The 21,229-nt window shown below is 70.8% G+C and carries 22 protein-coding genes; 20 read left to right on the forward strand and 2 right to left on the reverse strand.

Annotated features, from left to right (window positions below; translation table 11 throughout):
• Positions 1-123: 123 nt before the first annotated feature.
• Entirely contained in the window at positions 124-1,311 is a 1,188-nt protein-coding gene (locus tag ABNF97_RS27505; protein WP_349340307.1) for a cytochrome P450, read from the reverse strand.
• A gap of 43 nt (positions 1,312-1,354) precedes the next feature.
• The gene (locus tag ABNF97_RS27510; RefSeq protein ID WP_349340308.1) at positions 1,355-2,398 is read right to left on the reverse strand and encodes a hypothetical protein; all 1,044 of its coding nucleotides are present in this window, start codon (positions 2,396-2,398) and stop codon (positions 1,355-1,357) included.
• Between the two features lie 584 nt (positions 2,399-2,982).
• On the opposite strand from ABNF97_RS27510, the gene ABNF97_RS27515 reads away from it, so the two are divergent.
• The 20 genes from ABNF97_RS27515 to pgk all read left to right on the forward strand — a co-directional run bounded on the left by ABNF97_RS27515 (position 2,983) and on the right by pgk (position 21,130).
• Complete coding sequence (locus ABNF97_RS27515; RefSeq protein ID WP_349340309.1) at positions 2,983-4,512, forward strand: class I adenylate-forming enzyme family protein; 1,530 nt, start codon at positions 2,983-2,985, stop codon at positions 4,510-4,512.
• Positions 4,513-4,594: 82 nt separating this feature from the next.
• Positions 4,595-5,020, forward strand: coding sequence for an NUDIX domain-containing protein (locus tag ABNF97_RS27520; RefSeq protein ID WP_349340310.1), 426 nt, complete (start codon positions 4,595-4,597; stop codon positions 5,018-5,020).
• A gap of 69 nt (positions 5,021-5,089) precedes the next feature.
• Entirely contained in the window at positions 5,090-5,560 is a 471-nt protein-coding gene (locus ABNF97_RS27525; RefSeq protein ID WP_130463406.1) for an NUDIX domain-containing protein, read from the forward strand.
• Positions 5,554-5,832, forward strand: coding sequence for a phosphopantetheine-binding protein (locus ABNF97_RS27530; RefSeq protein WP_130463405.1), 279 nt, complete (start codon positions 5,554-5,556; stop codon positions 5,830-5,832). Before ABNF97_RS27525 ends, ABNF97_RS27530 begins: the two co-directional genes overlap by 7 nt.
• Positions 5,829-6,632, forward strand: coding sequence for a class I SAM-dependent methyltransferase (locus tag ABNF97_RS27535; RefSeq protein ID WP_130463404.1), 804 nt, complete (start codon positions 5,829-5,831; stop codon positions 6,630-6,632). Before ABNF97_RS27530 ends, ABNF97_RS27535 begins: the two co-directional genes overlap by 4 nt.
• Before the next feature lie 55 nt (positions 6,633-6,687).
• Positions 6,688-8,517: an acyl-CoA dehydrogenase family protein gene (locus tag ABNF97_RS27540; RefSeq protein WP_130463403.1), complete on the forward strand. Its 1,830-nt coding sequence runs from the start codon at positions 6,688-6,690 to the stop codon at positions 8,515-8,517.
• Positions 8,514-10,247, forward strand: a complete 1,734-nt coding sequence (locus ABNF97_RS27545; RefSeq protein ID WP_130463402.1) for an AMP-binding protein — start codon at positions 8,514-8,516, stop codon at positions 10,245-10,247. The genes ABNF97_RS27540 and ABNF97_RS27545 overlap by 4 nt, the downstream gene beginning before the upstream one ends.
• A complete protein-coding gene (locus ABNF97_RS27550; protein ID WP_349340311.1) occupies positions 10,244-10,651 on the forward strand; it encodes a phosphopantetheine-binding protein in 408 nt (135 codons plus the stop codon). The genes ABNF97_RS27545 and ABNF97_RS27550 overlap by 4 nt, the downstream gene beginning before the upstream one ends.
• The gene (locus ABNF97_RS27555; RefSeq protein WP_130463401.1) at positions 10,644-11,708 is read left to right on the forward strand and encodes an SDR family oxidoreductase; all 1,065 of its coding nucleotides are present in this window, start codon (positions 10,644-10,646) and stop codon (positions 11,706-11,708) included. Before ABNF97_RS27550 ends, ABNF97_RS27555 begins: the two co-directional genes overlap by 8 nt.
• Before the next feature lie 14 nt (positions 11,709-11,722).
• Complete coding sequence (locus ABNF97_RS27560; protein WP_349340312.1) at positions 11,723-12,679, forward strand: isocitrate lyase/phosphoenolpyruvate mutase family protein; 957 nt, start codon at positions 11,723-11,725, stop codon at positions 12,677-12,679.
• A gap of 190 nt (positions 12,680-12,869) precedes the next feature.
• The gene (locus tag ABNF97_RS27565) at positions 12,870-13,535 is read left to right on the forward strand and encodes a dTMP kinase (protein WP_349340313.1); all 666 of its coding nucleotides are present in this window, start codon (positions 12,870-12,872) and stop codon (positions 13,533-13,535) included.
• An 86-nt stretch (positions 13,536-13,621) separates the two neighbouring features.
• Positions 13,622-14,305 (forward strand): hypothetical protein, encoded by a 684-nt coding sequence (locus ABNF97_RS27570; RefSeq protein WP_349340314.1) that lies wholly within the window; start codon positions 13,622-13,624, stop codon positions 14,303-14,305.
• Between the two features lie 53 nt (positions 14,306-14,358).
• Positions 14,359-15,345 (forward strand): hypothetical protein, encoded by a 987-nt coding sequence (locus ABNF97_RS27575; RefSeq protein WP_349340315.1) that lies wholly within the window; start codon positions 14,359-14,361, stop codon positions 15,343-15,345.
• Entirely contained in the window at positions 15,332-16,261 is a 930-nt protein-coding gene (locus ABNF97_RS27580; protein ID WP_349340316.1) for a methyltransferase domain-containing protein, read from the forward strand. The genes ABNF97_RS27575 and ABNF97_RS27580 overlap by 14 nt, the downstream gene beginning before the upstream one ends.
• On the forward strand, positions 16,258-16,902 hold the full coding sequence (locus ABNF97_RS27585) for a nucleoside/nucleotide kinase family protein (protein WP_130463396.1): 645 nt from the start codon (positions 16,258-16,260) through the stop codon (positions 16,900-16,902). The genes ABNF97_RS27580 and ABNF97_RS27585 overlap by 4 nt, the downstream gene beginning before the upstream one ends.
• Positions 16,903-16,905: 3 nt before the next feature.
• Positions 16,906-17,904: a nucleotidyltransferase domain-containing protein gene (locus ABNF97_RS27590; RefSeq protein ID WP_349340317.1), complete on the forward strand. Its 999-nt coding sequence runs from the start codon at positions 16,906-16,908 to the stop codon at positions 17,902-17,904.
• On the forward strand, positions 17,891-18,379 hold the full coding sequence (locus ABNF97_RS27595) for a hypothetical protein (RefSeq protein WP_130463394.1): 489 nt from the start codon (positions 17,891-17,893) through the stop codon (positions 18,377-18,379). Before ABNF97_RS27590 ends, ABNF97_RS27595 begins: the two co-directional genes overlap by 14 nt.
• Before the next feature lie 8 nt (positions 18,380-18,387).
• Positions 18,388-18,984 carry a hypothetical protein gene (locus ABNF97_RS27600; RefSeq protein WP_349340318.1) on the forward strand — a complete coding sequence of 199 codons (597 nt, stop codon included), beginning with the start codon at positions 18,388-18,390 and terminating at the stop codon, positions 18,982-18,984.
• Positions 18,981-19,934, forward strand: a complete 954-nt coding sequence (locus ABNF97_RS27605; RefSeq protein WP_130463392.1) for a transglutaminase domain-containing protein — start codon at positions 18,981-18,983, stop codon at positions 19,932-19,934. Before ABNF97_RS27600 ends, ABNF97_RS27605 begins: the two co-directional genes overlap by 4 nt.
• A complete protein-coding gene (gene pgk, locus ABNF97_RS27610; RefSeq protein WP_130463391.1) occupies positions 19,931-21,130 on the forward strand; it encodes a phosphoglycerate kinase in 1,200 nt (399 codons plus the stop codon). Before ABNF97_RS27605 ends, pgk begins: the two co-directional genes overlap by 4 nt.
• Positions 21,131-21,229 lie beyond the last annotated feature (99 nt).

Raw genomic sequence — 21,229 nt, forward strand, 5'->3', positions numbered from 1 at the left:
CACCGCAAAGCCCGCCACGCCCGACGACTCCTCGACCAGCTCCACCAACTCGGCTACCAGACCACCATCCAACCCATCGAAGCCACCTGATCTCAACCCTCGGCAGGACGCCCGATTTTCGTGTCAGAACGAGACCGGCAGGGTGTCCAGGCCGCGTAGGGTGAAGGTCTCCCGCCAGCGCGGCGTCTCGTCGACCAGCTTCATGTCCGGGAACCGGCGGGCTATCTCGGCGAAGACCGCCTGGGCCTGCAGGCGGGCCAGCGGCGCGCCGAGGCAGAAGTGGATGCCGGCGCTGAAGGTGAGGTGCTGGTTGTCCGTGCGGGTGATGTCCATCCGGTCGGGGTCGGCGAACCGCTCGGGGTCGCGGTTCCCGGCGCCGATGAGCAGGACCAGGTTCCGGCCGGGCTCCAGGTCCATGCCGCGTAGCGAGATGGGTTCGTGGACGACGCGGCTGGTCATCTGGACCGGGGCCTCGTAGCGGAGCATCTCCTCCACGGCGGAGGGGGCCAGCTCCGGCCTGGCGGCGAGCAGGTCGAACTGGTCCCGGTTGCGCAGCAGCGCGAGCAGTCCGTTGCCGATCAGGCTGCTGGTGGTTTCGTGCCCGGCGACCAGCAGCAGGGCGGACATCGACAGGACCTCGTCCTCGGTGAGCCGGTCGTCCTGGTACCGGGCTTCCACCATGGCGCGGAGCAGGGTGTCGTCACTGGTCGCCCGGCTGTTCAGGTGGTGCCGGAAGTAGGAGCGGAGTTCCCGCCGCGCCCTCCGCCCGGCCTCGTTGGCCTCCGCCGAGACGACGGGGTCGAGCAGGTAGAACAGAGTGGTCGACCATTCCTTGAAGCGGCCGTGGTCATCGGCGGGTACGCCGAGTAGCTCGCAGATGATGGTGAGTGGCAGGGTGACGGCCAGATCCCGGATGACGTCCATGCCGCCGTTCGCGGCGGCCCTGGTCAGCAGTTCGTCGACCAGCGACTCGACGCGTGGCCGTACCGCCTCGATCCGTTTGGCGGAGAAGGCGCTGTTGACCAGCCGGCGCAAGCGGGTGTGGTCCGGGGGGTCGAGGAACAGGATGTCCTGTGCGCCCTCCAGGAAGACGTCGGTGACCGGCGGGGTGTCTCCGCTGATCCGGCGCGGGTCGCGGCCCAGCCGGTTGTCACGCAGCAGGGCGGAGATGTCCTGGTATCCGCTGAGGAACCAGAAGCCCGGTGGGTCGAGGAACACGACCGGGTCGTGGGTCCGCAGCGCGTGGTACAAGGGATACGGATCGGCCCGGACGGCCGGGTCGAAGAGCGCCATGATCGATGGACTGTCCACTGTTCCCCCATGGTGTATGGCGATCGGTTGTCTCCGGGCGAGGTCAGTGACCCTGGCCGGGACCCAGACCGATCAGGTTCTTCTCGAACTGCCGGGGCCCGGGTACGTAGGAATTGATCAGGTCGAACGAGTCGATGCACGACAGGCTCTCGGCCACCGGATACACGATGTCCTCGACCGCGCGCAGCTCGGCCGAGGCGGTGGCCAGGTGTCGCTCGATCTGGTCGCGGGAGACCACCGGCAGGTCGGGTGCCCCGGCCGATCCGCCGGGGACGGGTGCCGAGTCGCCGGGCGCCAGCGCCGACGCGAGGCGCTGCCAGTACCGGTGCCGCACGGCGGCGGCGAAGGCGCGGGTGGCCGGCAGGCAACTGCTGACCCTGGTGCCGTCGGGCATGGTGTGGAAGCGCTTGGCCGGCCGGGCGTCCGGTGGGCCGCTCGTGGCGTTGACGTACATGTTGCCGGTCTCGATGAACAGCCGCAGAAACTCCACTCCCGCCGCCGCGACGAGGTCTGCGGTGTACTCCGCCGGGTCGTCGTTGCGCGACACCACGAGGGTGGTCAACGGCTCGTCGTCGGAGATGACGTCGCGCTCCCCGGGCAGCACGCCGTCCTCGTGGATGATGGCGCCGCCGGCCAGCCGCACGAGGTAGCCGAGGCCGGTCGCGGCCAGCAGCGCGTCCACGGCGGCGGCGAACCGGGACGGCGGCGCTCCGGCCGGGTCGCGGATCACGTCTGCCGGCACCACATAGCTCTCCCCGGCCGGCAGGCACCGGTCCGCGTCCGCGACCAGTGCCCGGTGCGGGCCCACGGCCAGGGCGGGGACGCCCGTCCAGCCGTCGCGGAGCAGTTCGACTGTCGCGGACGTGACCGGCTGGCAGAGCAGGTGTTCGAGGATGGTGACCCCGAGACGCCGGCCGGAGTCCTCGATCGGTCGGCCCCCGGTCGCCTTGTCGATCTCGTCGCGCTGCTCGTGCCGGTGGTACCGGTCCCGGACGCGGTCCCATCGGAACGGTTCGGCGTGCAGGTACCAGCGATGGATGTGCAGACCGTCGGCGGCCAGCAGCCACGCGTCCTGAAGAGTCACCACGTCCGTCGTCTCCACTTTCCGCGGCACGGGTCAGCGAGGGTGGCGGAGGATCCTGCTGAAGGCGCGCTGCCGTCGTACGAGCCGCGCGTCGCGGGGTCACTCCTGCAGAGCGATAGCCGTCTCAATCGCGGTGCGCTGATCCTACCAAATGCTGCGTGGCGGTACCAGGCGCTCCATTGCGGGAATGGTCGCGATGCCGTAACGCCGAAGGTTTCCTACGATTTGGAACTCGGAATCGAGGGCGCCGGGGGAGACGTGACCGCTCTTGTTGATGATGATGCCGGTTGACTAGCCGGCGTTGGCGTGGTTGGCTGTCTGGCAGACATCGACAGGAGCCGACCTGATGCCGGCGACGGATGATTGACGGGGGACATTGATGAATGCGACCAACGCTTGATCGTGATTTGACCGCAACCCGACCGTAGGGCCTGGCTGAACGCGGGTCTGCGTGTCATGACGCCGGTGTAGCGGTGATCTCCTGGGCAGACGGCCACGGCGTGCTCTGCCCTCACATGCACATTTCGCATGCACCTTGATTGGTTGTTCTCCTCGTGGTGGGAGCAGAGTGCGTGATGGAGTCATTGGTGGTTCCCGGCATGCTGCATGCGGCGGCCAAGGCCGTGCCGGAAACGATTGCATTGATTCTCGACGGCGATCGTGAGTTGACCTACGGACGCTGGCGGGAAAGGGCCGACCGGTTTGCGGTCGCGCTTCAGACCCGGGGTGTCAAACAGGCGGACCGGGTCGGCCTGGTCTACTCCGGTGGTGACTGGCTGGACTACGCCGTTGCCTATTTCGGAGTCCTGACCTGTGGCGCCACCGCCGTGCTGCTGTCGGGGCAGCCGCCCGCCGACAAGCTGGCGCGGCTGGCGGTCACCTACCGCCTGGCACTCGTGGTCGTGGGGTCGGGGGACGTCGGCTCCAGTGAGGCCTGCGCGGTGCTCCGACACGCCGACCTGGAGGGTGGCGTGGAGCCGGGTGCGAAGCCACGACCGGTCACCATCGGCCCCGACGACGTTGCGGAAATCATCTTCACGTCCGGCACCCAGGGGCTCTCCAAGGGTGTCGAGGCGACCCACCGCAGCATGCTGTACCGGAGCAAGCGACCCGACCCCCGGGTCCTGATGCACCCACTGCCGCTCGGCAGCGCCGCCGCCCAGATGCTCATGGTGGACGCCGTACGCGGCCACCAGACACTCGTGGTGATGTCCGAGTTCCACCCGGGACGGTTCTGCCGACTGGTCATCGCACACGAGCCATGCTGGATCGGCATGGCCCCGGCGGTCGGCGCGATGCTGGTTCGGGCCGGTGCGCACCGCAGGTTCCGGCTCAGCTCCGTGACCGGCGTGACGTTCGTCAGCGCTCCGCTGCAACCGGCCACCCTCGGCCAGCTCAGCCTGCTGTTCCCGGCCGCGACCATCCGCAACTACTACAGCTCGACCGAGGCGGCACCGGCGGGTGTGGGCACCGTGTTCGACCCGGCGCGGCCGCTCTCCGTCGGCAGACCGGACGACGGCTGTGAGGTGCGCGTGGTCGACGACGACGGCGACGAGGTAGCCGCCGGCGTGCGCGGCGAGGTCCTGTTGCGCGCGGAGGGCGCCGGCACCCGGCGGTACGCCGACGACCAGGCCGCCACCGACCAGACCTTCCGGGACGGCTGGGTGCGCACCGGTGACATCGGATACCTCGACGATGACGGATACCTGTTCCTGGTGGACAGGAGGGCCGACACGATCAACGCGGGAGGTATGAAGATCTCCACCCTGGAGGTGGAGCACGCGCTCGGTCAGCACCCGTCGGTGCTGGAGGTGGCGGTCTTCGGCCGGCGCCACCCCGTCCTCGGTGAGGTGGTCGAGGCGGCGGTGATCGTGGACCCGGAGTCCCCGGGGACCGATTCCGCGGCTCTCATTCGGTTCTGCGCCGAGCGGTTGGCCCGGCACCAGGTGCCGGCGCGAGTTCACCTGGTGGACGACTTTCCCCGCAACGCGTTGGGCAAGCCCCTCAAGCGGGTCCTGGCGGAACGGGCGGCCGACGCCGGTGGGCGGGAACGGGCGGGAGAGGAGAAGAATGATGGCCGGACCCGGTCTGGGCGAGAACTCTCCGCCCTCGGTTGACCCGCCCGGGCCGGGCCTGGGCGGCGCGGGGGCCACGGGTGCCGGACCGAACGGGCCGTCGATCAGGCTGACCGCCAAAGCGGTGGTGGTACGCGACGGAGCACTTCTCCTGGTCGAGTACCGCTGCCCCGGCGACACCGGACACTTCAGTCTGCCCGGCGGCCGTACCCGACCGGGCGAGAGCCTCGCTGAGGCGCTCGCCCGCAAGGTGCGCGAGGAGACCTGCCTGGAGGTACGGGTAGGACCGCTGTTCCTGGTCGTCGAGTACGTGCCCGACCGGCACGGGCAGGTTCACGGGCCCCTGCACCGGGTCCAGCTCCTGTTCCGGTGCACAGCGTTGGACACCGGGCAGGAACCCCGGATGCCCGACACGCACGAGCCGGGCCAGTACGCGGTGCACTGGATGCCGCTGACCGAACTGCCCCGGATCCGGTTGCAGCCAGCGGTGGCGGAACCGTTGTGCGAGGCGTTGGCCGGTCCCGGCGGGCGAGACCTGCTGGCGTGGTGATCACTGCGGCGCGGTGACCCACGGGTGGTACTTCGGTGGAACCGACAACAGGATGGGAGAACGGGGACGATGAACGGGGCGCAGGCCATCAGCGTGAGCGTGAAGGCCGTTGTCATCGAGGACGACCGCATTCTGCTGGTCGAGTACCAGTATCCGGGCGACACCCACTACAACCTGCCCGGCGGCCGGGCCCGCTACGGCGAGCCGCTGCGTGAGGCGCTCGTCCGCAAGGTGCGGGAGGAGACCGGCGCCGAGGTCGAGGTGGACCGACTGCTCTTCGTGGTCGAGTACGTGCCGGAGCGCTGGGACTACGAGTTCGGCGACTACCAGAAGGTGCAGTTCAACTTCCTCTGCCGGATGGCGCCGGGAAGCCCGCGTCCCGCCATGCCGGAGGAACTCGACGACAAGTACCAGACCGCGGTGAGCTGGGTGCCGCTCGACGAGATGGAGCAGCTCGTCCTGCTGCCCAAGGTCACCCCCGCGATCAAGGCGGCGCTGGCCGAGGACGGCCGCGCGGACCCGTTGGTCGACCGATGGTAGCCGGCACCGATCCGGTCGAGGTTTGGGACGCCGAGTTCGAGAGCCTGTTGCGGGCGAACCTGCGGCTGTTGCCGGCCGACGAACGACTGACCGCCGACGCACCGCTGGCCGACCTCGGCCTCGACTCGGTGTCCACCCTGGAGATCCTTGCGGCCATCGAGGAGCGGTACGGCGTGGAGCTGGGCGAGGAAACGCTGAGCGACGAGGTTTTCGCCACCGCGGGGGCACTGTGGACCGCGCTGCGGACAGCGACGCCCGGGAGCAGCCGATGAACCGGGTCGACCCGCTCTGGAAGGTGGTGCAGGAAGGGCTGGCCACCTACCACCCCGACCGTATCGAGGACCACCCGTACGTGCGGTTCTACATGTTGAACGAGGGCCGTTTCCCGGACTTCCTCGGTCTGGCCGAGCAGGCGCACCCCGAGGTGTACGACGAGCTGATGCGGCGTTACCGGCAGCGCTGCTCCGGAGCACTGGATGAGGAAGCGCCTGGCCGGATCTCGCCCACCTCCCGTACCGCGCAGCACTTCTACTACCTGGTTCGGCTGGTCGCCAAACTGGGATCACCGGAGCCACACCGGATCTGCGAGATCGGGGGTGGCTACGGAAACATGATGCGGATGCTCGTGCAGCTCGGGCTGTGTCGCAGCTACCACGTGGTGGACATCGCGGGCGTTGTCGACCTGCAGCGCCGCTACGCCGCGCGGGTGCTCGACGCCGGGCAGCTCGCCCGGACCCGGGTCCTCAACGTGGAGGACGAGAAGGATGTCGTCGAGCTGAGCGCCACCCGGTACGACGTCGCGCTCTCCTTCTTCGCGGTCAGCGAGGTGCCGTACGAGATGCGCCAGTGGTATCTGGAGCGGGTGCTGTTCCCGGCCTCCGCGGTCTACCTCGTGGGTCAGCAGCGATGGCGCGCCCAGCCGGTCGGCGAGCATCTGATCGGGGCGTTGGCCGAGCGGTTCTCGCTGGACAAGTACGACTTCTTCGCGCCGTCCGACCAGGAGAGCCCCACCTTCGAACTGTTCGCCGACCGGCGAGCCGACGGCGCGGACAGCGTCCCGGGGCGGCCGTGATGGCGGTCCCGGTGTGCCGGGCGGCCATCCCGGGGTGCAGCGGCGGAGGCCGGCCGTGAGGTCCTACGGGTACGCCTCGACCTGGCGCCGGCTGATCCCGGGGCACCTGCTGGTCGACGCGGACTGGCTGGAGCCGGTCGAGGACCTGATCGCTCGGCCGGACATCCGGTCTCGGCTCCGGCAGCACGACCTCGACCGGAGCTACCCCCGGGACGTGGTGGAGAAGCTGTGGAGTCTGGGCGCGGGCACGGCGTTCGACCCGGACACGGCGACCGCCGCGCAGATCGGGGCGTTGAACGAACTGCTGGCCCGGCACAGCGGCAGCCTGGCCATCACGATCGGGGTCAACGGACTGGCGCTGCTTCCGGTCTACCTCCGAGCCACTCCCGCCCAGCGGGACCTGGTCCGGGTCCGGCAGGCCGACGGCGTCCTGGCCGGTCTGCTGCTGACCGAGTGGTCACACGGCTCGAACCTGTCCCGCAACACCGCGACGGCCACGGCCATCGGTCCGGCCACCGGGGGCGACCCGTCCGTCGGGGCTGCCCACCGCTACCGGGTGGCCGGGGAGAAGCATCTGATCAACGGCGGGACCGAGCACGACCTGCTGGTCACACTACTGAGACTGGGGCAGGAGGACGGCCCGTCCACCGCGGAGGAGCTCTTTGCACTGTTCCTGATCGACCGCGACGACACGGTACGTCCGCTGCCCGGTTGGGCCACCCTGCCCGTACCCGCTGCGGACATCTCGGGAGTACGGTTCGAAGGCACGTTGGTGCCGGCCGAGCGGATGATCGGCGCGCCCGGTGAGGGGCTGGAGATCATCGCGCAGACCCTGGCGCTGTCCCGGGGCGGTATCGGCGCGCTGGCCTCCGGCGCGGTCGGCGGCGCGCTCGCGGAGGCGCTTGGGTACGCATCGACCCGTGACGTCTACGGCGGCCCGATCATCGGGCTCGGCGCCATCGCCGAGCACCTGGTGCGGATGCGGGCACTCGACCTCCTGGTGTCCGCCACGTCGGTCAAGGCGACCGTCCTGTCCAACGCGATGGGAACGGCGGCGACGCACTTCACCGCCGTGGCCAAGTATGCCTGCTGCGCGTTGGCCGAGGCGGCTGTCGGCGAGGGCAGGGCGGTGCTCGGTGCCCGTGCGCTGCTGGAAGAGACGCACTACACCGGCTTCGTCCGGGACGTGCTGCTGTACGGCGTGTTCGACGGCACCAGTCACGTCATCCTCGACCAGCTGCGCTGGCGCCTGCGACGCTTCGCGGCCGCCGCGGAGGCCCCCGCGGAACCGGTGGCGCGACTTGCCGACGCCTACGCGGCGGCGCCCCGGGCGCTCGTGGACCTCGCCCGGCGGCGATCCAGGCCTTACCTACCACCGATCGCGGCCAGGTGCGCGGGCCTGGCCACGGCCAGTGGGTCGGCACGGGTGCGGGATCTGCACCGGTTGGTCTCCGAGCTGTGCGCGGTCTGCGCCAGGGTCCCCGCCGACGCCGACGACCAGGCGTGGTGGTTTGCCGCCGCGGCCATCCTGGCCGAGGCCGAGGCGCTGTTGGCGGCCTGCGAGCTGGTCGACCCGGACTGCCGGCGCGCGCTGGGCCTGACCGGAGTCCACCCGGAGGACCTGGAGGGAGCCCTGGACTACGCGCTCGGCTGGCGCTGCCCGGAACTGCTTGGCCGACTGGAGTCCCTCGCCGACGACCTCGGCGCACCGGTCACGTCACCGCCCGGTGGGACCGGGGCCGACGATGCTGCCGCCGACCCGGTCACGAGCGGTCGGGCCGCCGCCGGGTGGACCGCCGCCCGGCGGCGGGGGCGTCGGGCGCTGACCGGGGTGGGCCCCGGGTCGCACGCGGAGCGGTCCTCGACGGAGGGGCTTCCGTCATGACCGGAACGCCCGAGGGGCTGCTGTCGTGGTTGGACGACCCCGCCGAGGAGCGCGGGATCCGGTTCGCCGGTCCGGGCGACGAGTGGGAGTTCTGGTCGTACCGCCGGTTGGCCGAGTTGACCCGACGTGTCTCCACCGGACTGGCGGCGCGGCTTGAGCCGGGCGCGGTGGTGGGCATCGTGCAGGGATCCGGCCCGTCGTTCGTGGCGACCCTGTTCGGCGCGATGACGGCCGGATGCGTACCCTCACCGCTCGCCCCGCCGCTGGCGTTCCAGGACGCCGACGCGTACGCCGCGCATGCCGTCGGGCTGCTCCGGTCGTCCCGGGCAGCGGCGGTCGTCGCGGACGAGGATCTGGTGGCCGACCTGGCGCCGCTGGCTGCGGTGGCCGGCGTGCGCTGGGTGACCACGGCCGGTGAACTGACGCTCGGATGCCCGCCGGACGGGCCGGCGCCGGAGGCGCGGCGCCCAGCGGAACTGGCACTGGTGCAGTTCACCTCGGGCAGCAGCGGCGCGGCCAGGGGGGTACGGGTGCCTCGCCGGGCGGTCGAGGCCAACGTGGCGGCCATCCGGCGGTGGCTGGAGATGACGCAGGTCGACGTGACGGCGTCCTGGCTGCCGGTCCACCACGACATGGGTCTGATCGGCTGCCTACTGGCACCGGTGGTCAACCGGAGCGACCTCTGGCTGATGCGCCCCGAGCAGTTCGTTCGCAACCCGACGCGCTACCTGCGCTGCTTCGACACGTCCGGGGCCACCCGGGGAGGCGGGGCGGCGCTCACCGCGATGCCCAACTTCGGCCTGGCGCACATCGTCCGTCGGGTGCGCGCCGAGGCGCTGCGCGGCGTGGACCTCTCCGGGTGGCGCGCGGTCATCCTCGGCGCCGAGCGGATCGACGCCGCCATGCTGGAGGCGTTCGACGCGCTGCTGCGCCCGCACGGCTTCTCGCGCCGCGCCCTGCTTCCCGCGTACGGGCTGGCGGAGTCGACGCTGGCCGTGACCGGCCTGCCGCTGGCCGAGGAGTGGCGGGCCACGGTCGTGGACCCGGGCGGACTGGAAGCCGGGCGGCGGATGCCGACGCCCGTCTCGCCGGGCGCCGGTCGGCGGCTGGTCGGCTGCGGCAGGCCTCTGGCCGGTACCACCGTGGAGATCCGGGACGACGAGGGCAGGCTCCTGCCGCCAGGCACTCTCGGCGAGATCGTCGTACGCGGCCCCTCGGTCGCGGCCGGTTACCTGGAGGGAACCGCCGAGGGGTCGGCCAGCGCGTTCCTCCCGGACGGCGGCCTGCGCTGCGGCGACGCCGGTTTCCTCGGCGAGGACGGGCAGCTGTACGTGCTGGGCCGGCTCGGCGACAGCATCAAGGTACGTGGCCGGGCGGTGTTCGCCGAGGACATCGAGTCCGTGCTCGCCGAGGGAGGCATTCCGCCGTCCCGGGCGGTGGCGCTGCTCGGGGCGCGAGCCGGCGTACCCACCCTGGTCGTGGTGTTCGAGTCCGCCCGGCCCGAGTGGCTGGCATACGCCGCCACCTGCGCCCGGGCCCGGGCGGAGGGGGTGGAGATGGTCCTGCTCGACGCCCCTCGCGGCACTGTCGTACGGACGTCGAGCGGCAAGCCGAGGCGGCGTCTGCTCTGGTCGCGTTACCTGCGCGGCCAGTTGCCGGGCGTGGTCAGGTCCCCCGGCGACCAGGCGGTGTCCAACTCGGCTGTAGCGACGACCGGAGGTGTCGGTTGACCAGGAACGGTTTCGGCGACGGAGCGGCCGCCGTGTGGAACGAGGAGCGGCTACGGTCATCGGTGCGGGCGCTGGTCCTCGAACTCGCGCCGCACCCGGCGGTGTCACCATCCGCGGAGGCGCGGCTGGTGGAGGACCTGGGTTTTCACTCGCTGGCCCTGCTGGAGCTGGCGCTCACCCTCGAGGACGAGTTCGACCTCCCGAAGATCAACCAGGCGGTCGCCCGGGGCATCCGCACGATCGGCGCGGTCGAGGACCACGTGGTTGGGGTTCTGACCGCGGCCGGGCCGGTTGACGCGGTCGATCCCGGAGGTGGGCGGACGGGGCTCGGACCGGTGGCGGATTCCGCCCGAAACGCGGGCGACGCCGTGCCGGACCCGACGCGGGAGCGGGCCGATGAGTAAGCCAGCGAGGGAGACCCCGGCAGGGCGTCCGGGCAGCATGCTCGTCACCGGAGCCAGCGGTATCGTCGGCAGTGAGCTGATGGCCCAGGCCCGCGCCCAGGGCTGGGATGTCGTCGGCGTGGGCCGGCGGGGCGACCCTGCCAACGGCGTGCTGACCTGGCGGATGGGCGCCGAGCCGCCGCCGGCCGAGATCGACCGGCCGTGGGACGTGGTCATTCACTCCGCGGCGGACACCCGGTGGAATCTGCCGCTCGCCGAGGCCCGGTCGGCGAACCTGGCCCCCACCGAGGCGCTCACCACGGTCGTGGGGCGGCAGACCTTCGTGGTGCACCTCTCGACGTTCTTTGCCGCCGGTCGCACCGGCACCGCGCGTTCGCCGGCACCGGAGGACTACCGCAACAGCTACGAGTGGTCCAAGGCAGCCGCCGAGCGGTTCGTCCGCGACACGTTTCCACGGTCCGTCATCGTCCGCCCACCCATGATCATCGGGCGGTCGACCGACGGGGTGATCACCCGCTTCAACGGCATCTACACGGTGCTCGGTGCTGCCACCTCGGGCCTGCTGGCGGTGGTGGTCGGCGATCCCGACGCGCGGGTCGAACTGGTACCGGTCGACGCCACGGCCGCCCTGGTGCTCGCCCTGGCCCGGGACCGGGACGACTCGGTGCCCGTGCACGTGCTGGGTGCGGGCGAGGAGTGCCTCACCCTGCGGGAGATCATGGAGATCGGATTCAGCGCGCTGAACGCCGTCCGTCGGGCCGAGGGCGTCGAACCGGTCGAGTCGCCCCCGTTCGTCGGGGTCGACGCCTGGGAACGCTTCTACCTCCCGTTCTCCCAACCGCATCTGAACGAGCGTCAACGGTTGACGATCGATATCCTCGACGCGTTTCGGCCGTACTTCGCGGAATCCATCACTCAGAACATCACCGACAAGGTCACCGATGTCGGGCCTGCGGTCGACACGGCGGTGCGCTGGTGGGCGCGCCGCCGTTCTCGTATCGCGCTTCGATCACCGTGGCGGTGGTCGCTCGGGTCAACTGGAAACGGACCGTTGTGAAAGGGCGCCTAGCGATGAAGACGAGGAACGCACGAGGGCTACTCGGCCCGCGGGCGCTGTGGATCGGCGTGTATGACGGGTTCTCCGCGAAGCTGGTGGCGAGATCGTGGCTAGCGGGCACCCTGCCGGCGGAGAGTGCGCTCTGGGTATCGAGCTTCTGCGTGTCGGCGAGCCTGCGGGCATGCCCGGACGCGTCGATCGTGAGCTCGACCGAGATGATCGCGGTGGGACGGTACGTGGAGACGGCGGCCGGTGGGATGCCGGTCGTCCTCGACTGCGACTGCGGTTACGGGGACGCCGACGTCTTCCGGCACGTCATCGAAGAGATCTGCCGGACCAGCCGGATCGCGGCCGTTTGTTTCGAGGACAAGGTGTTCCCCAAGCGGAACTCCTTCTACGGACGGGACGAGCAGCACCTGGAGCGGCTGGACGTGTGCGTCGAGAAGATCCGGGCGGCGGCGGAAAGCCGGACCCGGCATCGCGACAACCTGGCCATCGTGGCTCGTACCGAGGCGCTGGTCGCCGGTCAGGGCGTGGACGCGGCGTTGGAACGGCTGGACGCGTTCGCCTCGGCAGGTGCCGACGCCCTGATGGTTCAGGCGACGGGCCCGATCGACGAACTCGACGAGGTGTGCCGGCGCTGGTGTGCGGTGTCCGACGTGCCGCTGGTGGCCGCGCCCACCATGTACCCCAACCATTCGCCGGAACATTTCTGGAGCAACGGCTTTGCCGTCTACATCTACGCCAACCAACTGCTGAGAGCCGCCGGGTACGCCGCCGACGCGACGCTGCACTCGCTCGCGGACGCCCTCAGCCCGCCGGCAGCCCAGGCCGACGGGATGTGGTCGGTGACCGACCTCAACGACCTCGTGGGCGCCTCGCCGGAACAGCGGCGGGAGACGCTGCACAAACGTCGCCTGGAGGCGGTCGTCGGCGCCGGTATGGCGGCCGGCACGCCCCCTCCCGAATGAACCCTGCTCGCTTCCCCGGCCCGGACGGAAGCAGCGGCGAAGGGCACCCTCCGGTGAAGTTGTTCGATGACCGGTCAGACCCGCTTCGAGCATGAGTTGTTTCGCATAGCCCAGGTCCGCGCACGAATACGATGACGGCGTTCGGCGACGTTCACGGCACGGCCGGATGCCGCGAGGAAATGGAGACCTGTTGAAGCGACACATGTTCGTCGTCCTCGAAGGGGGCGACGGCTCCGGGAAGACCAGCGTCCGGAAGCACCTCTTCCGACGGCTGGTGGACGCCGGTGACGAGGTGCTGACCGTCATACAGACGTCCTGGCTCGTGCCGGAGCACACCGAGGTCATCACCAACGCGCGGTTCCACCAGACGGAATATCCGCCGGAGGTGATCACGAGGGCTTATGTCGGCGACAAGGAGGCGACGACACGGTACTTCGTCGAGCCGCACCTGCCGTTCCGACATGTCGTCGGCGACCGCTACGTCGCCAGTGACATGGTCTACCACCGGCTGCTCTGGGACATACCGCCGGAACGCACGTACGAGGCGTACGCGGCGAGTTCGATCCGCTTTCCCGACCTGACGGTATTCGTCGACACCGACCCCGACACCGCGTACGCCAGGTTGCAGAACCGGGCCGGTGACCGGCGGAACCGATGGGACACGCTGGAGGCGCAGAAGACCCTGTACGAGGCCTTCCAGGAAGCGCTTTTCAGCGGGCGTTACCCCCGACTCGGCTCGGTGGTGCGGGTGGACAACCGGGGCTCCTTCGAACAGACCGCCGCCGCGGTCGACCGACACGTGCTGCCGCTGGTGAAGGCGGTCGGCGCGGAATCGACGTCCAGAGAAGGACGGTGATGCGATGCGCTGATGTCACGACAGGCGTGACCGACCGGAGAAGTCCCTCGCACGACGTCCGACAACTAGAGCGTAAGGAACTGGTCATGGTGTTGTTACCAACGATCATGTGCTACTCGGTGGAAGGGTTCCTGCGACCGGCCGAGGCAGCCGAAATCTGCGACGAGATGGATATGCACAAGGCGGGCCTGCCCCAGGAGCGGGTGCTCGCGGGCGGCGGGAACTCGATTCACACCGTCAAGAACCTGACCGTCGAGCAGGCCGTGCAGGTGTACGAGCCGAAGGGACGGGTCGAGGTGCTGGAACTGCCGCCGCGGGTGCTCGACATTCTGGGCGAGGCGGTGTCCCGCAACATGCCCAACATCTGTCGTGCCTACCCCGAGGTGCGGACCGTCGGTCCATGGTTCTACGTGGAGTACGAGCCGGGGCAGTTCATCACGCCGCACGCCGACCAGTACAAGAACAAGAATGCCCCGGAACACCCGAAGATCGGCGGGCTGAGTGTTCAGCTCAACGACGGTTTCACCGGCGGCGAGTTCTACGTGGAGACCTGTGGGTCGCCCGATATCTGGACCGAGGCGGACGGCGAGACCCGGCTCATCCGCCGGGCCAACGACTCATCCGAGGAGTTCCGCTCCATTCCGCGTACCCGCTGGACGTCGACGCCCGCCGTGGGCACGGCCTTCATGTACGGATCGCAGTTGGTGCACGGGACGGAACCGGTCACTTCCGGGCGGATCCGGAAGGTCATCAGCTGGCTGGTGGGCTGAACGGCGATCCGGTCGGTCCGCGGACCGGCGGCGCGGAGAGAAGGGAGCGAGGGGTGAGTCTCACCCTTGAGGACGGTTGGACCACGCTCATCGACGGCCTGCAGGTCCATAGGTACTACCTGCAGGTGCAACCGGCCCGGGACCGGCAACTCGAACGGTGCCACGAACTGGCCCGGCGGCGGCCCGGCGGGGCCACCCTGCCACCGCTGCCCGAGTTGGTCTCCCGGTTCGGCGCGGGGCCGCTGGAACACCTGCTGCACCCGGCTCGCCCGGGTGGACCGGAGGTGCCGTCCCACGGCACCCCGCCGACGTCGTCGGCCGCGGCAGGTGGCCTGGCCGTGGTGGTCGACGAAGCCGCGTGCCTTTCGGCGGCCGGAGTGCCGCTCGTGCCGGTGGACGCGGTGGCCGCCGGCACGAGCGCGTGGCCGGACGGCACCGAGAAGGTGATCCGGGCGGCGTTCGAGCAGGCCGGCCTGAGTTACCTCCTGACGCTCTGCGCCGAGGTGGTGCTGCTGACCCCGCACGGGTCCGCGTCGGACGCACCGGGGGCGTCGGGCTCCCCTGACACTCCCGGTGCGGCGCCATGGTCGACGGTTCTGGTGTCCATCGGAACGTCGCCGCTGCGTCAGGCCGCCCTGCTGGCCGACGCCGCCGCACGGCAGATGCTGACCTGTTTCGCCCGCGCCGCCGACGCCGGTCGGGGCGGTGGCCGGCTTCGTTCGCCCGTGCGCGGCGCCGAGCGGCCGGTGACCGAGGTGGCGGCGGACATCATCGGTGTGGCGGCCGAGTGGCGACTGCTCCGGGCGGTCGTCCAGGGCGGCGGCCCGAGGCATGGCGGCGGCGCGGGTACAGGCGTGCCGGATTGGGTCGGCCGACGGCTGACGGCGCTCGACGCCCTGCTGCCCGAGTGTGCCGCCGTACTGGAGCCGCTCCAGGAAGGGCTGGCGGAGCCGAACACGTACGACCTCGTCGCCGGCCTGCTGCCGGGGGAGCACCGGTTCGTCCGCTACCGGGAGGGCGGCGGACTTGGACAGCACTGACATCCGTCCGGTCACCGGCGCCGCCGTTCCGGTAGGCAGCCGGACGGCAGCCGATGGTGGCGAGGCCTTCGTCCACTACCTGGACCTGACTAGCACCCTGCGGTTCTTCCAGCGATACAAGGAGCGTTCGTACTCCGCGCTCGACCTCGACGCCGCGGCCCGGGTGCTGGATGCGGGCTGCGGCGTCGGCACCGACGCGTTTGCCCTGGCCGAGCGGATCGGGCCGGACGGTGTGGTGCACGGTGTCGACGTCGATCGGCATCTCGTGGACGAGGCGGTGGCCCGTGCCGCCGCCGAGGGCTGGTCCGAACGGGCGCGGTTCCACCTCGGCGACGTGACCGACCTGCCGTTTCCCGACGGGTCGTTCACCGCGTGCCGGGCCGACCGGGTGCTCGTCCACGTGGCGGAGGCCGGAACGGCTGTGCGGGAACTCGCCCGGGTCTGCCGGCCGGGCGGCGTGGTGTTCGTCAGCGACCCGGACTACGCGACCGTGGTGATCGACGCAGCGCGCCCGGAACTCACCGACACCATCGTCCGGGCGTACGCCGCCGGTCTCGCCAGCCCCTATGTGGCACACCGGCTGCCGTTGCTGTTCCGCCAGGCCGGTCTGCGGGATGTGACGGTCTCGGCCGACACCTTCGTGGTCTCCGACCTCGCCGTCGCCCAGCAGGTCCTGGAACTGGATCTGATGGCCGAGCGTGCCGTTCGCTCGGGCGCCGTCGACCGGCGGGCCGCCGACGGATGGCTGGAGGACCTCGGGGAACGCGCCAGCCGCCACGAGTTCTTCGCCGCGGTCACCGGGTTCGGCGTACGCGGCCGAAAACCAGGAGGTCCTTCCGGGACGGGTAGCCGGCGGGAAGGCGCCCAGCCGCCGTCCACGGTTCCCCGAGATCCAGCGTCAGGAGGCGAACGATGACATGGCCGCTGGCCGCCATCGAGGCGGTGTCCGGTGCGGGCAAGACAACAGTCCGAAAGCACCTGTTCCACGCGCTCGCCCAACGCGGCCAGCCGCCGCTCACGGTGAACCAGATCTCCTGGCTGGTGCCGGCGCAGGCCCGGGTGCTGACCCGGGCCTACTACCAGGGCCTGCCGACGCGGGCCGAGGAGATCCTTGACGCGTACCTGAGCGACAAGCAGACGCTCGCCGATCGTTTGATCAACCCGCACCGGGCCGAGCGTGTGGTCGTCGCGGACCGGTACGTCGCCAGCGACCTGGCGTACCAGGAGGCGATCTGGGGCCTGACGCCCGAACTGGTCTATCCCCGGTACCGCGCCGCCGACGTGCCCCTGCCCGACGTGGTCGTCTACCTGGACCGGCCCCGCGACGCCGTGCTGGAGCGGCTCCGAGGCAAGAAGCCGGAAGAGCGGGCCTGGTGGGAAAGCGAGGAAACCGTGGGCCGGCTGTACGACAGCTTCCAGCGGGTGCTGGCGCTGTTGGCGACCGACGGCGTCGAGGTGATCACTCTGGACGCCATGCAGGGTGCCGACGCGCTGCGGGAGGCCATCGACGCGTCGGTGGTGCCGAACCTGCTCGGCCAGCGGACCGGGAGGGCGTGAGGCATGGCCGGTTACTGGGGACGGGAAAGCGGATTCAGCACCGCCGACGCGCTGCGGGTGGTCGGCGTGCGCAGGCAGGAGGTGGAGCGGCTTGCCGGCAGCATCTTCGCCGACCGACCCGCCTTCCTGGTCGGTTCCCTGGCGGCGGGACTGGGCAATGAGGGCAGCGACATCGACGTACACGTCTTCACCGAAGGTGACGCGCCGGTCGGCCTGATGGAGCTGTTCGCGGGCGAACGGCCGGTCGAGGTGCAGCAGTTCGATCTCGGCATACCCCGGGGCCTCATGGCCGGGTTCCGGGCCAACGCCGCGGTCCGGCAGTTGAAGATCGGGCCGTGTGCGGTGGGCGGTGAGGCGCCGGCGCGCGCCACCCAACGCCGGATGGCTCACTGGCTGTACGCTCTGCCGTTCTCCGCCGACCAGATGCCGGCACGGGTCTTCGCGGAGGACGACGAGTCCTGGGTCCACGCGGTCCTGGTCCGTGGCGCGGTGGAGGAGACCCTGCTGTGCGCGGCAACTGCCATCCTTGCCGAGGAGACCGGCGCCTCCGCCACCGCCTACACCTGGCGGCGCACCGGACGCTGGCTGCTGGAGACCGTCGTGCGGGCGGCCGGTGATCTCTTCGTCGCGGAGAAGTGGCTACCCCGGAGGATCGCTCGGGCGGGCGTGGCGGCGAGTCTGGCCGGCGACCTGTACGGGCTGACCGATGGCGCGGGCTTCCGGAAGGTGCTGGGCCGGCTCGGGGTCGAGGGGCTCGACCCGAAGGACGTGGTCGTGCTGCGCCGGCCCGACGACGCCGAGCCAGTGAAGATCGGTCCGGCCAGGTTCATCCTGCTGACGAAGACCCGGCTGGTGCAGGACACCGGGGTACCTGCGGGGCCGCTCGGCGACGCGCTGGCCGACGTCGGCCCGGAAGCGGTGTTGCGGGCGGTGGGCAGCCAGGAGTTGATTCCCAGAGTAGATCCGTCACGATTGGATGCGGTGCTCAGTGACCAGCTATGACGCCTACTGGATGGCGACTAGCGCGACCGTCGCCACCTGGGTCTACGCCCTGCACGTACAGCCGTTCCACGTGGATGTGGAGGCGGCGCTGGCGGCGACCGAGTGGCCGACCGCTACCGAGGCGGCGGGGTTGATGCTCAAGGAGATCGGGGTCTGCACGCTGGCTCTGCACGGCTACCGGGACACGCCGTTCGAGGCGGAGGTGCACGCATCTCTGCTCACCCTCGAACCCGAGTTGGTCGAGACCATGAGTCGGGTGCCCGTACCGATCGGCGCGGGTGAAGCCGAGGCCCGATCCGCCGCGCGACTGGCGTTCGAAGCTGAGGAACGGCTGGTCGAACGGCTGCCGATCTACGTGCCGATGCTGCGCAGTCCGGAGGGCTTCTTCCCGGCGCTGCGGCTCGGCGCGGACCTGGACAAGCTCCGCGACACCCTGCAGATGCCCAAGACGTTCTGGCGCAACTGGATCCCGTGAGGCAGGGCGTGCGCGGGGGAGAGGCCGGCGCGGCCCCGCTGGCACTGGTGATGGTGGTGTCCGGCCCGGAGCGGCCCGCGATCCGCGCGGCCTGGTCCGACGCGGACGAACTGACCGCGGACCTGATCGTGCTCGACCCTGCCGAGGACGGTTGGCCGGGTACGCCCGGGCCCTCCACGCTGGCCGGATCGACCGGCGGCGGCCCGTACGCCGTGTTCGCCTCCGGCCCGGTGGTTCACGACACGGTGGCCGCGATCGCCGGGCTGTCCGGGAACGACCGTCCGGTTCGGCTCTTCATCGCGCACGCCCGGCCGCCCGTGTGGCGACCGGAGCGGCCACCCATGATCCACGTGCCGTGCGGGGTGCTGTCCGGCTTGCGCGACCAGGCGGCCCCGCCGGTCGCCATGGCCGGCTGGCGTCGTCACTGTGCCGGTCCGTTCAGCCTTCAGGTCTTCGACGCCGACGGCGGATTCCTGGGTACCCACAGCCGCGAGGCGCTCTCGGGGATCCTGGAGGACCTGCGGATGATGCCGACGCAGGCACCGGGCCGGGGATTCCGGAAGGTACGGGTTGACCCGGACGAACCGACCGGGGAGGCCCGGTGACCGGGGTGAGCGTGGATGAGATCGACCGGCTGGTGTCGCTCCTGCGCCGGATTCCGCTGCACGCCCGGCGATTTGCACTGACGCCGGCGGCGGCCCGGAGTTCGTACCGGCTCGACGCCGACCTGCTCGAACTGCTCGTGGCGGCCGGGCTGCCGCACGTGGGCACGGGCGAAGACCGGTTGTTCGACCACCATGACCTGCTCAACGTCTCGCTCTGTCTGCACCGGCGCTCGCCCCAGCGGGTGGCGATGCGGTACTGGGCGGCGGTGCTCGACCGACCCGTCGGCGAGTGTCGCGAGTACGAGCTCTCCTATCTCCCGGTGTGCCCGTCGCCCGGGCACCCGGGCGACTGCAGGTTCCTGCTGTGCGAGCCGGAGGGCCGAGAGTCGGTGCGGTGCGGCGCCGGCGACGGCGCGACCGCCCTGCTGACGGTGCGGGTGCGGCTGCTCAACGACTGGCCACCGCTCCCGGACGAACTCGTGGCGGTCATCCAGGAAACCGACGGGATCGAGTTCCACCGCGTGCCGGACAGCCTCCGCTGGGACGTCGGTTTCCTGCTCGGGCAGGGCTTCGGTGACTGCGCGGCGACCGCGCGCCTGCTTGTCGAGCGGGGCGTGCGCAGGGGACTCACCATGCGGCCGGTGTTCGGGCTCATCGTCGCGCCCCCGTACTCGGCGCCGCATTTCTGGGCGGAGGTGCTCGTCGACGGGCGGTGGGTGCCCGCCGACCCGGGGATCATCCGTGGCCTGATCCGGTGGGATCTACTGGATCCGGCCTGGCCGGTGTACCGCTCGCCGGGGGCGTTTCTGGCCCGCCTCAGTACCCGACACGCGTTCATCGCCTCGCACGAGGGCGTCGCCGCCGACGTCGCGGTACGTACCCGGCAACTGCCGACCACGGGTGCGTCCGGTCCGGGACCGGCATCGGAGCCGAGGGCGGGTGCCGGATGAGGCGATCCGATCCGGCCGGGACAACCATCCGAGGGCCGCTCGACGGGGTACCACTGCTGGCGGACGTGCCCATCGACGCGGGCGCGCGATGGATCTACACCGCCGGCTTCAACGTCGCGCCGGGTAGCCGGAGCATGGGACGGGTCGACATCGAGCGGGCCGACCTGGCCAGGCTCGCCGACCATGGGGCCAGGGTGGCCGTGCTGTCGCATCAGGGCGACGGGCCGCACAACGCCCGGCATCTCGGCCATGTGGCCCGTCATCTGAGCCGCACCCTGGGCCGGCGGGTCGGGTACCTGCCGATCAGCGTCGGCGACATGGCGAGGCGGGCGGCCCGCGCAATGCGCCCCGGAGACGTCGTGATCTTCGGTAACACCCGGTTCCATCCCGGTGAGCAGGCAAACGATTCGATGTTGGCGGGGGAGTTTGCCCAGCTCGGCGACCTGGTCGCCGTCGGTGGGTTCGCCAAGGCGCACCGGGTGCACGCGTCCAACGTGGGTATCCTGGCGTACCGGCCGGGCTTTGTCGCCCGCAGCATCGCAGACGAGATTCGACTGCTGGAGCCCTGGGCGCGGACGGACGAAGCGAGATACTCGGTCGCGGCCCTCGGCGGCACCAAGCTGGAGAAGTCCGAAGTCGGGCTGGCGCACCTGGTGGACCGGTACGACCTCGTCATCGTGGGCGGGGCCGTGCTCAACGCCGTCCTCGTGGCGCTCGGTCACCCCGTCGGCGGCTCGGAACTCGGCAGCCACCCGGAACGCTGCGTGGCCGCCGCCCGGAAAGTGCTGGCCCGGCCTACCAGGGCAGAGTTGTACGTCCCGGCACAGGTCGTCGTCGCGCCCAGGAACGGCACCGGGCCGGCCAGGGTGTGCCGGGTCGGCGAGCCGATCAGCGATGCCGAGTGGATCGTCGACCTCATCCTCGAACCGGGAGTCCTGCACCGGCTGGCCCGGCTTGGCGGGTCCGGGGGGCGGGGACTGCTGGCCGGTACGCCGGCACTGTACCGGCAGGGTCATCGGCGGACGACGGATCTCCTGCTCACCGCGTTCTCCTCGCCCGGGGCGCGCTCGCTGCTGCTGGGCGGTGACACCGTCGCCGAGCTGCCATGGAGCGGTCCGGCGAGCACCGGCGGCGGGTCGGCGTTGACCGTGCTCGCCACCGGGGGCTGCCGGCTGCTGGACGTCCTGCGACGGTGACGGCCGGAGCAGGACCTGCCGCCGTCCCGGCGTAGCGGTCGCCGATCGAGGCGGTTGGTGCGGCGGAACGCACATCGACGGTACACGCGCGCGTACAAC

Source organism: Plantactinospora sp. B6F1 (assembly GCF_040120695.1).
In the GTDB taxonomy this organism is placed as follows: Bacteria; Actinomycetota; Actinomycetes; order Mycobacteriales; family Micromonosporaceae; genus Plantactinospora.

Bases quoted from the DNA above. Each gene is read 5' to 3' on its own strand.
- ABNF97_RS27525 (WP_130463406.1), top strand. From the start codon at position 5,090: ATGAACGGGGCGCAGGCCATCAGCGTGAGCGTGAAGGCCGTTGTCATC.
- ABNF97_RS27590 (WP_349340317.1), top strand. From the start codon at position 16,906: ATGGCCGGTTACTGGGGACGGGAAAGCGGATTCAGCACCGCCGACGCG.
- ABNF97_RS27560 (WP_349340312.1), top strand. From the start codon at position 11,723: ATGAAGACGAGGAACGCACGAGGGCTACTCGGCCCGCGGGCGCTGTGG.
- pgk (WP_130463391.1), top strand. From the start codon at position 19,931: ATGAGGCGATCCGATCCGGCCGGGACAACCATCCGAGGGCCGCTCGAC.
- ABNF97_RS27585 (WP_130463396.1), top strand. From the start codon at position 16,258: ATGACATGGCCGCTGGCCGCCATCGAGGCGGTGTCCGGTGCGGGCAAG.
- ABNF97_RS27570 (WP_349340314.1), top strand. From the start codon at position 13,622: ATGGTGTTGTTACCAACGATCATGTGCTACTCGGTGGAAGGGTTCCTG.
- ABNF97_RS27555 (WP_130463401.1), top strand. From the start codon at position 10,644: ATGAGTAAGCCAGCGAGGGAGACCCCGGCAGGGCGTCCGGGCAGCATG.
- ABNF97_RS27545 (WP_130463402.1), top strand. From the start codon at position 8,514: ATGACCGGAACGCCCGAGGGGCTGCTGTCGTGGTTGGACGACCCCGCC.
- ABNF97_RS27535 (WP_130463404.1), top strand. From the start codon at position 5,829: ATGAACCGGGTCGACCCGCTCTGGAAGGTGGTGCAGGAAGGGCTGGCC.
- ABNF97_RS27530 (WP_130463405.1), top strand. From the start codon at position 5,554: ATGGTAGCCGGCACCGATCCGGTCGAGGTTTGGGACGCCGAGTTCGAG.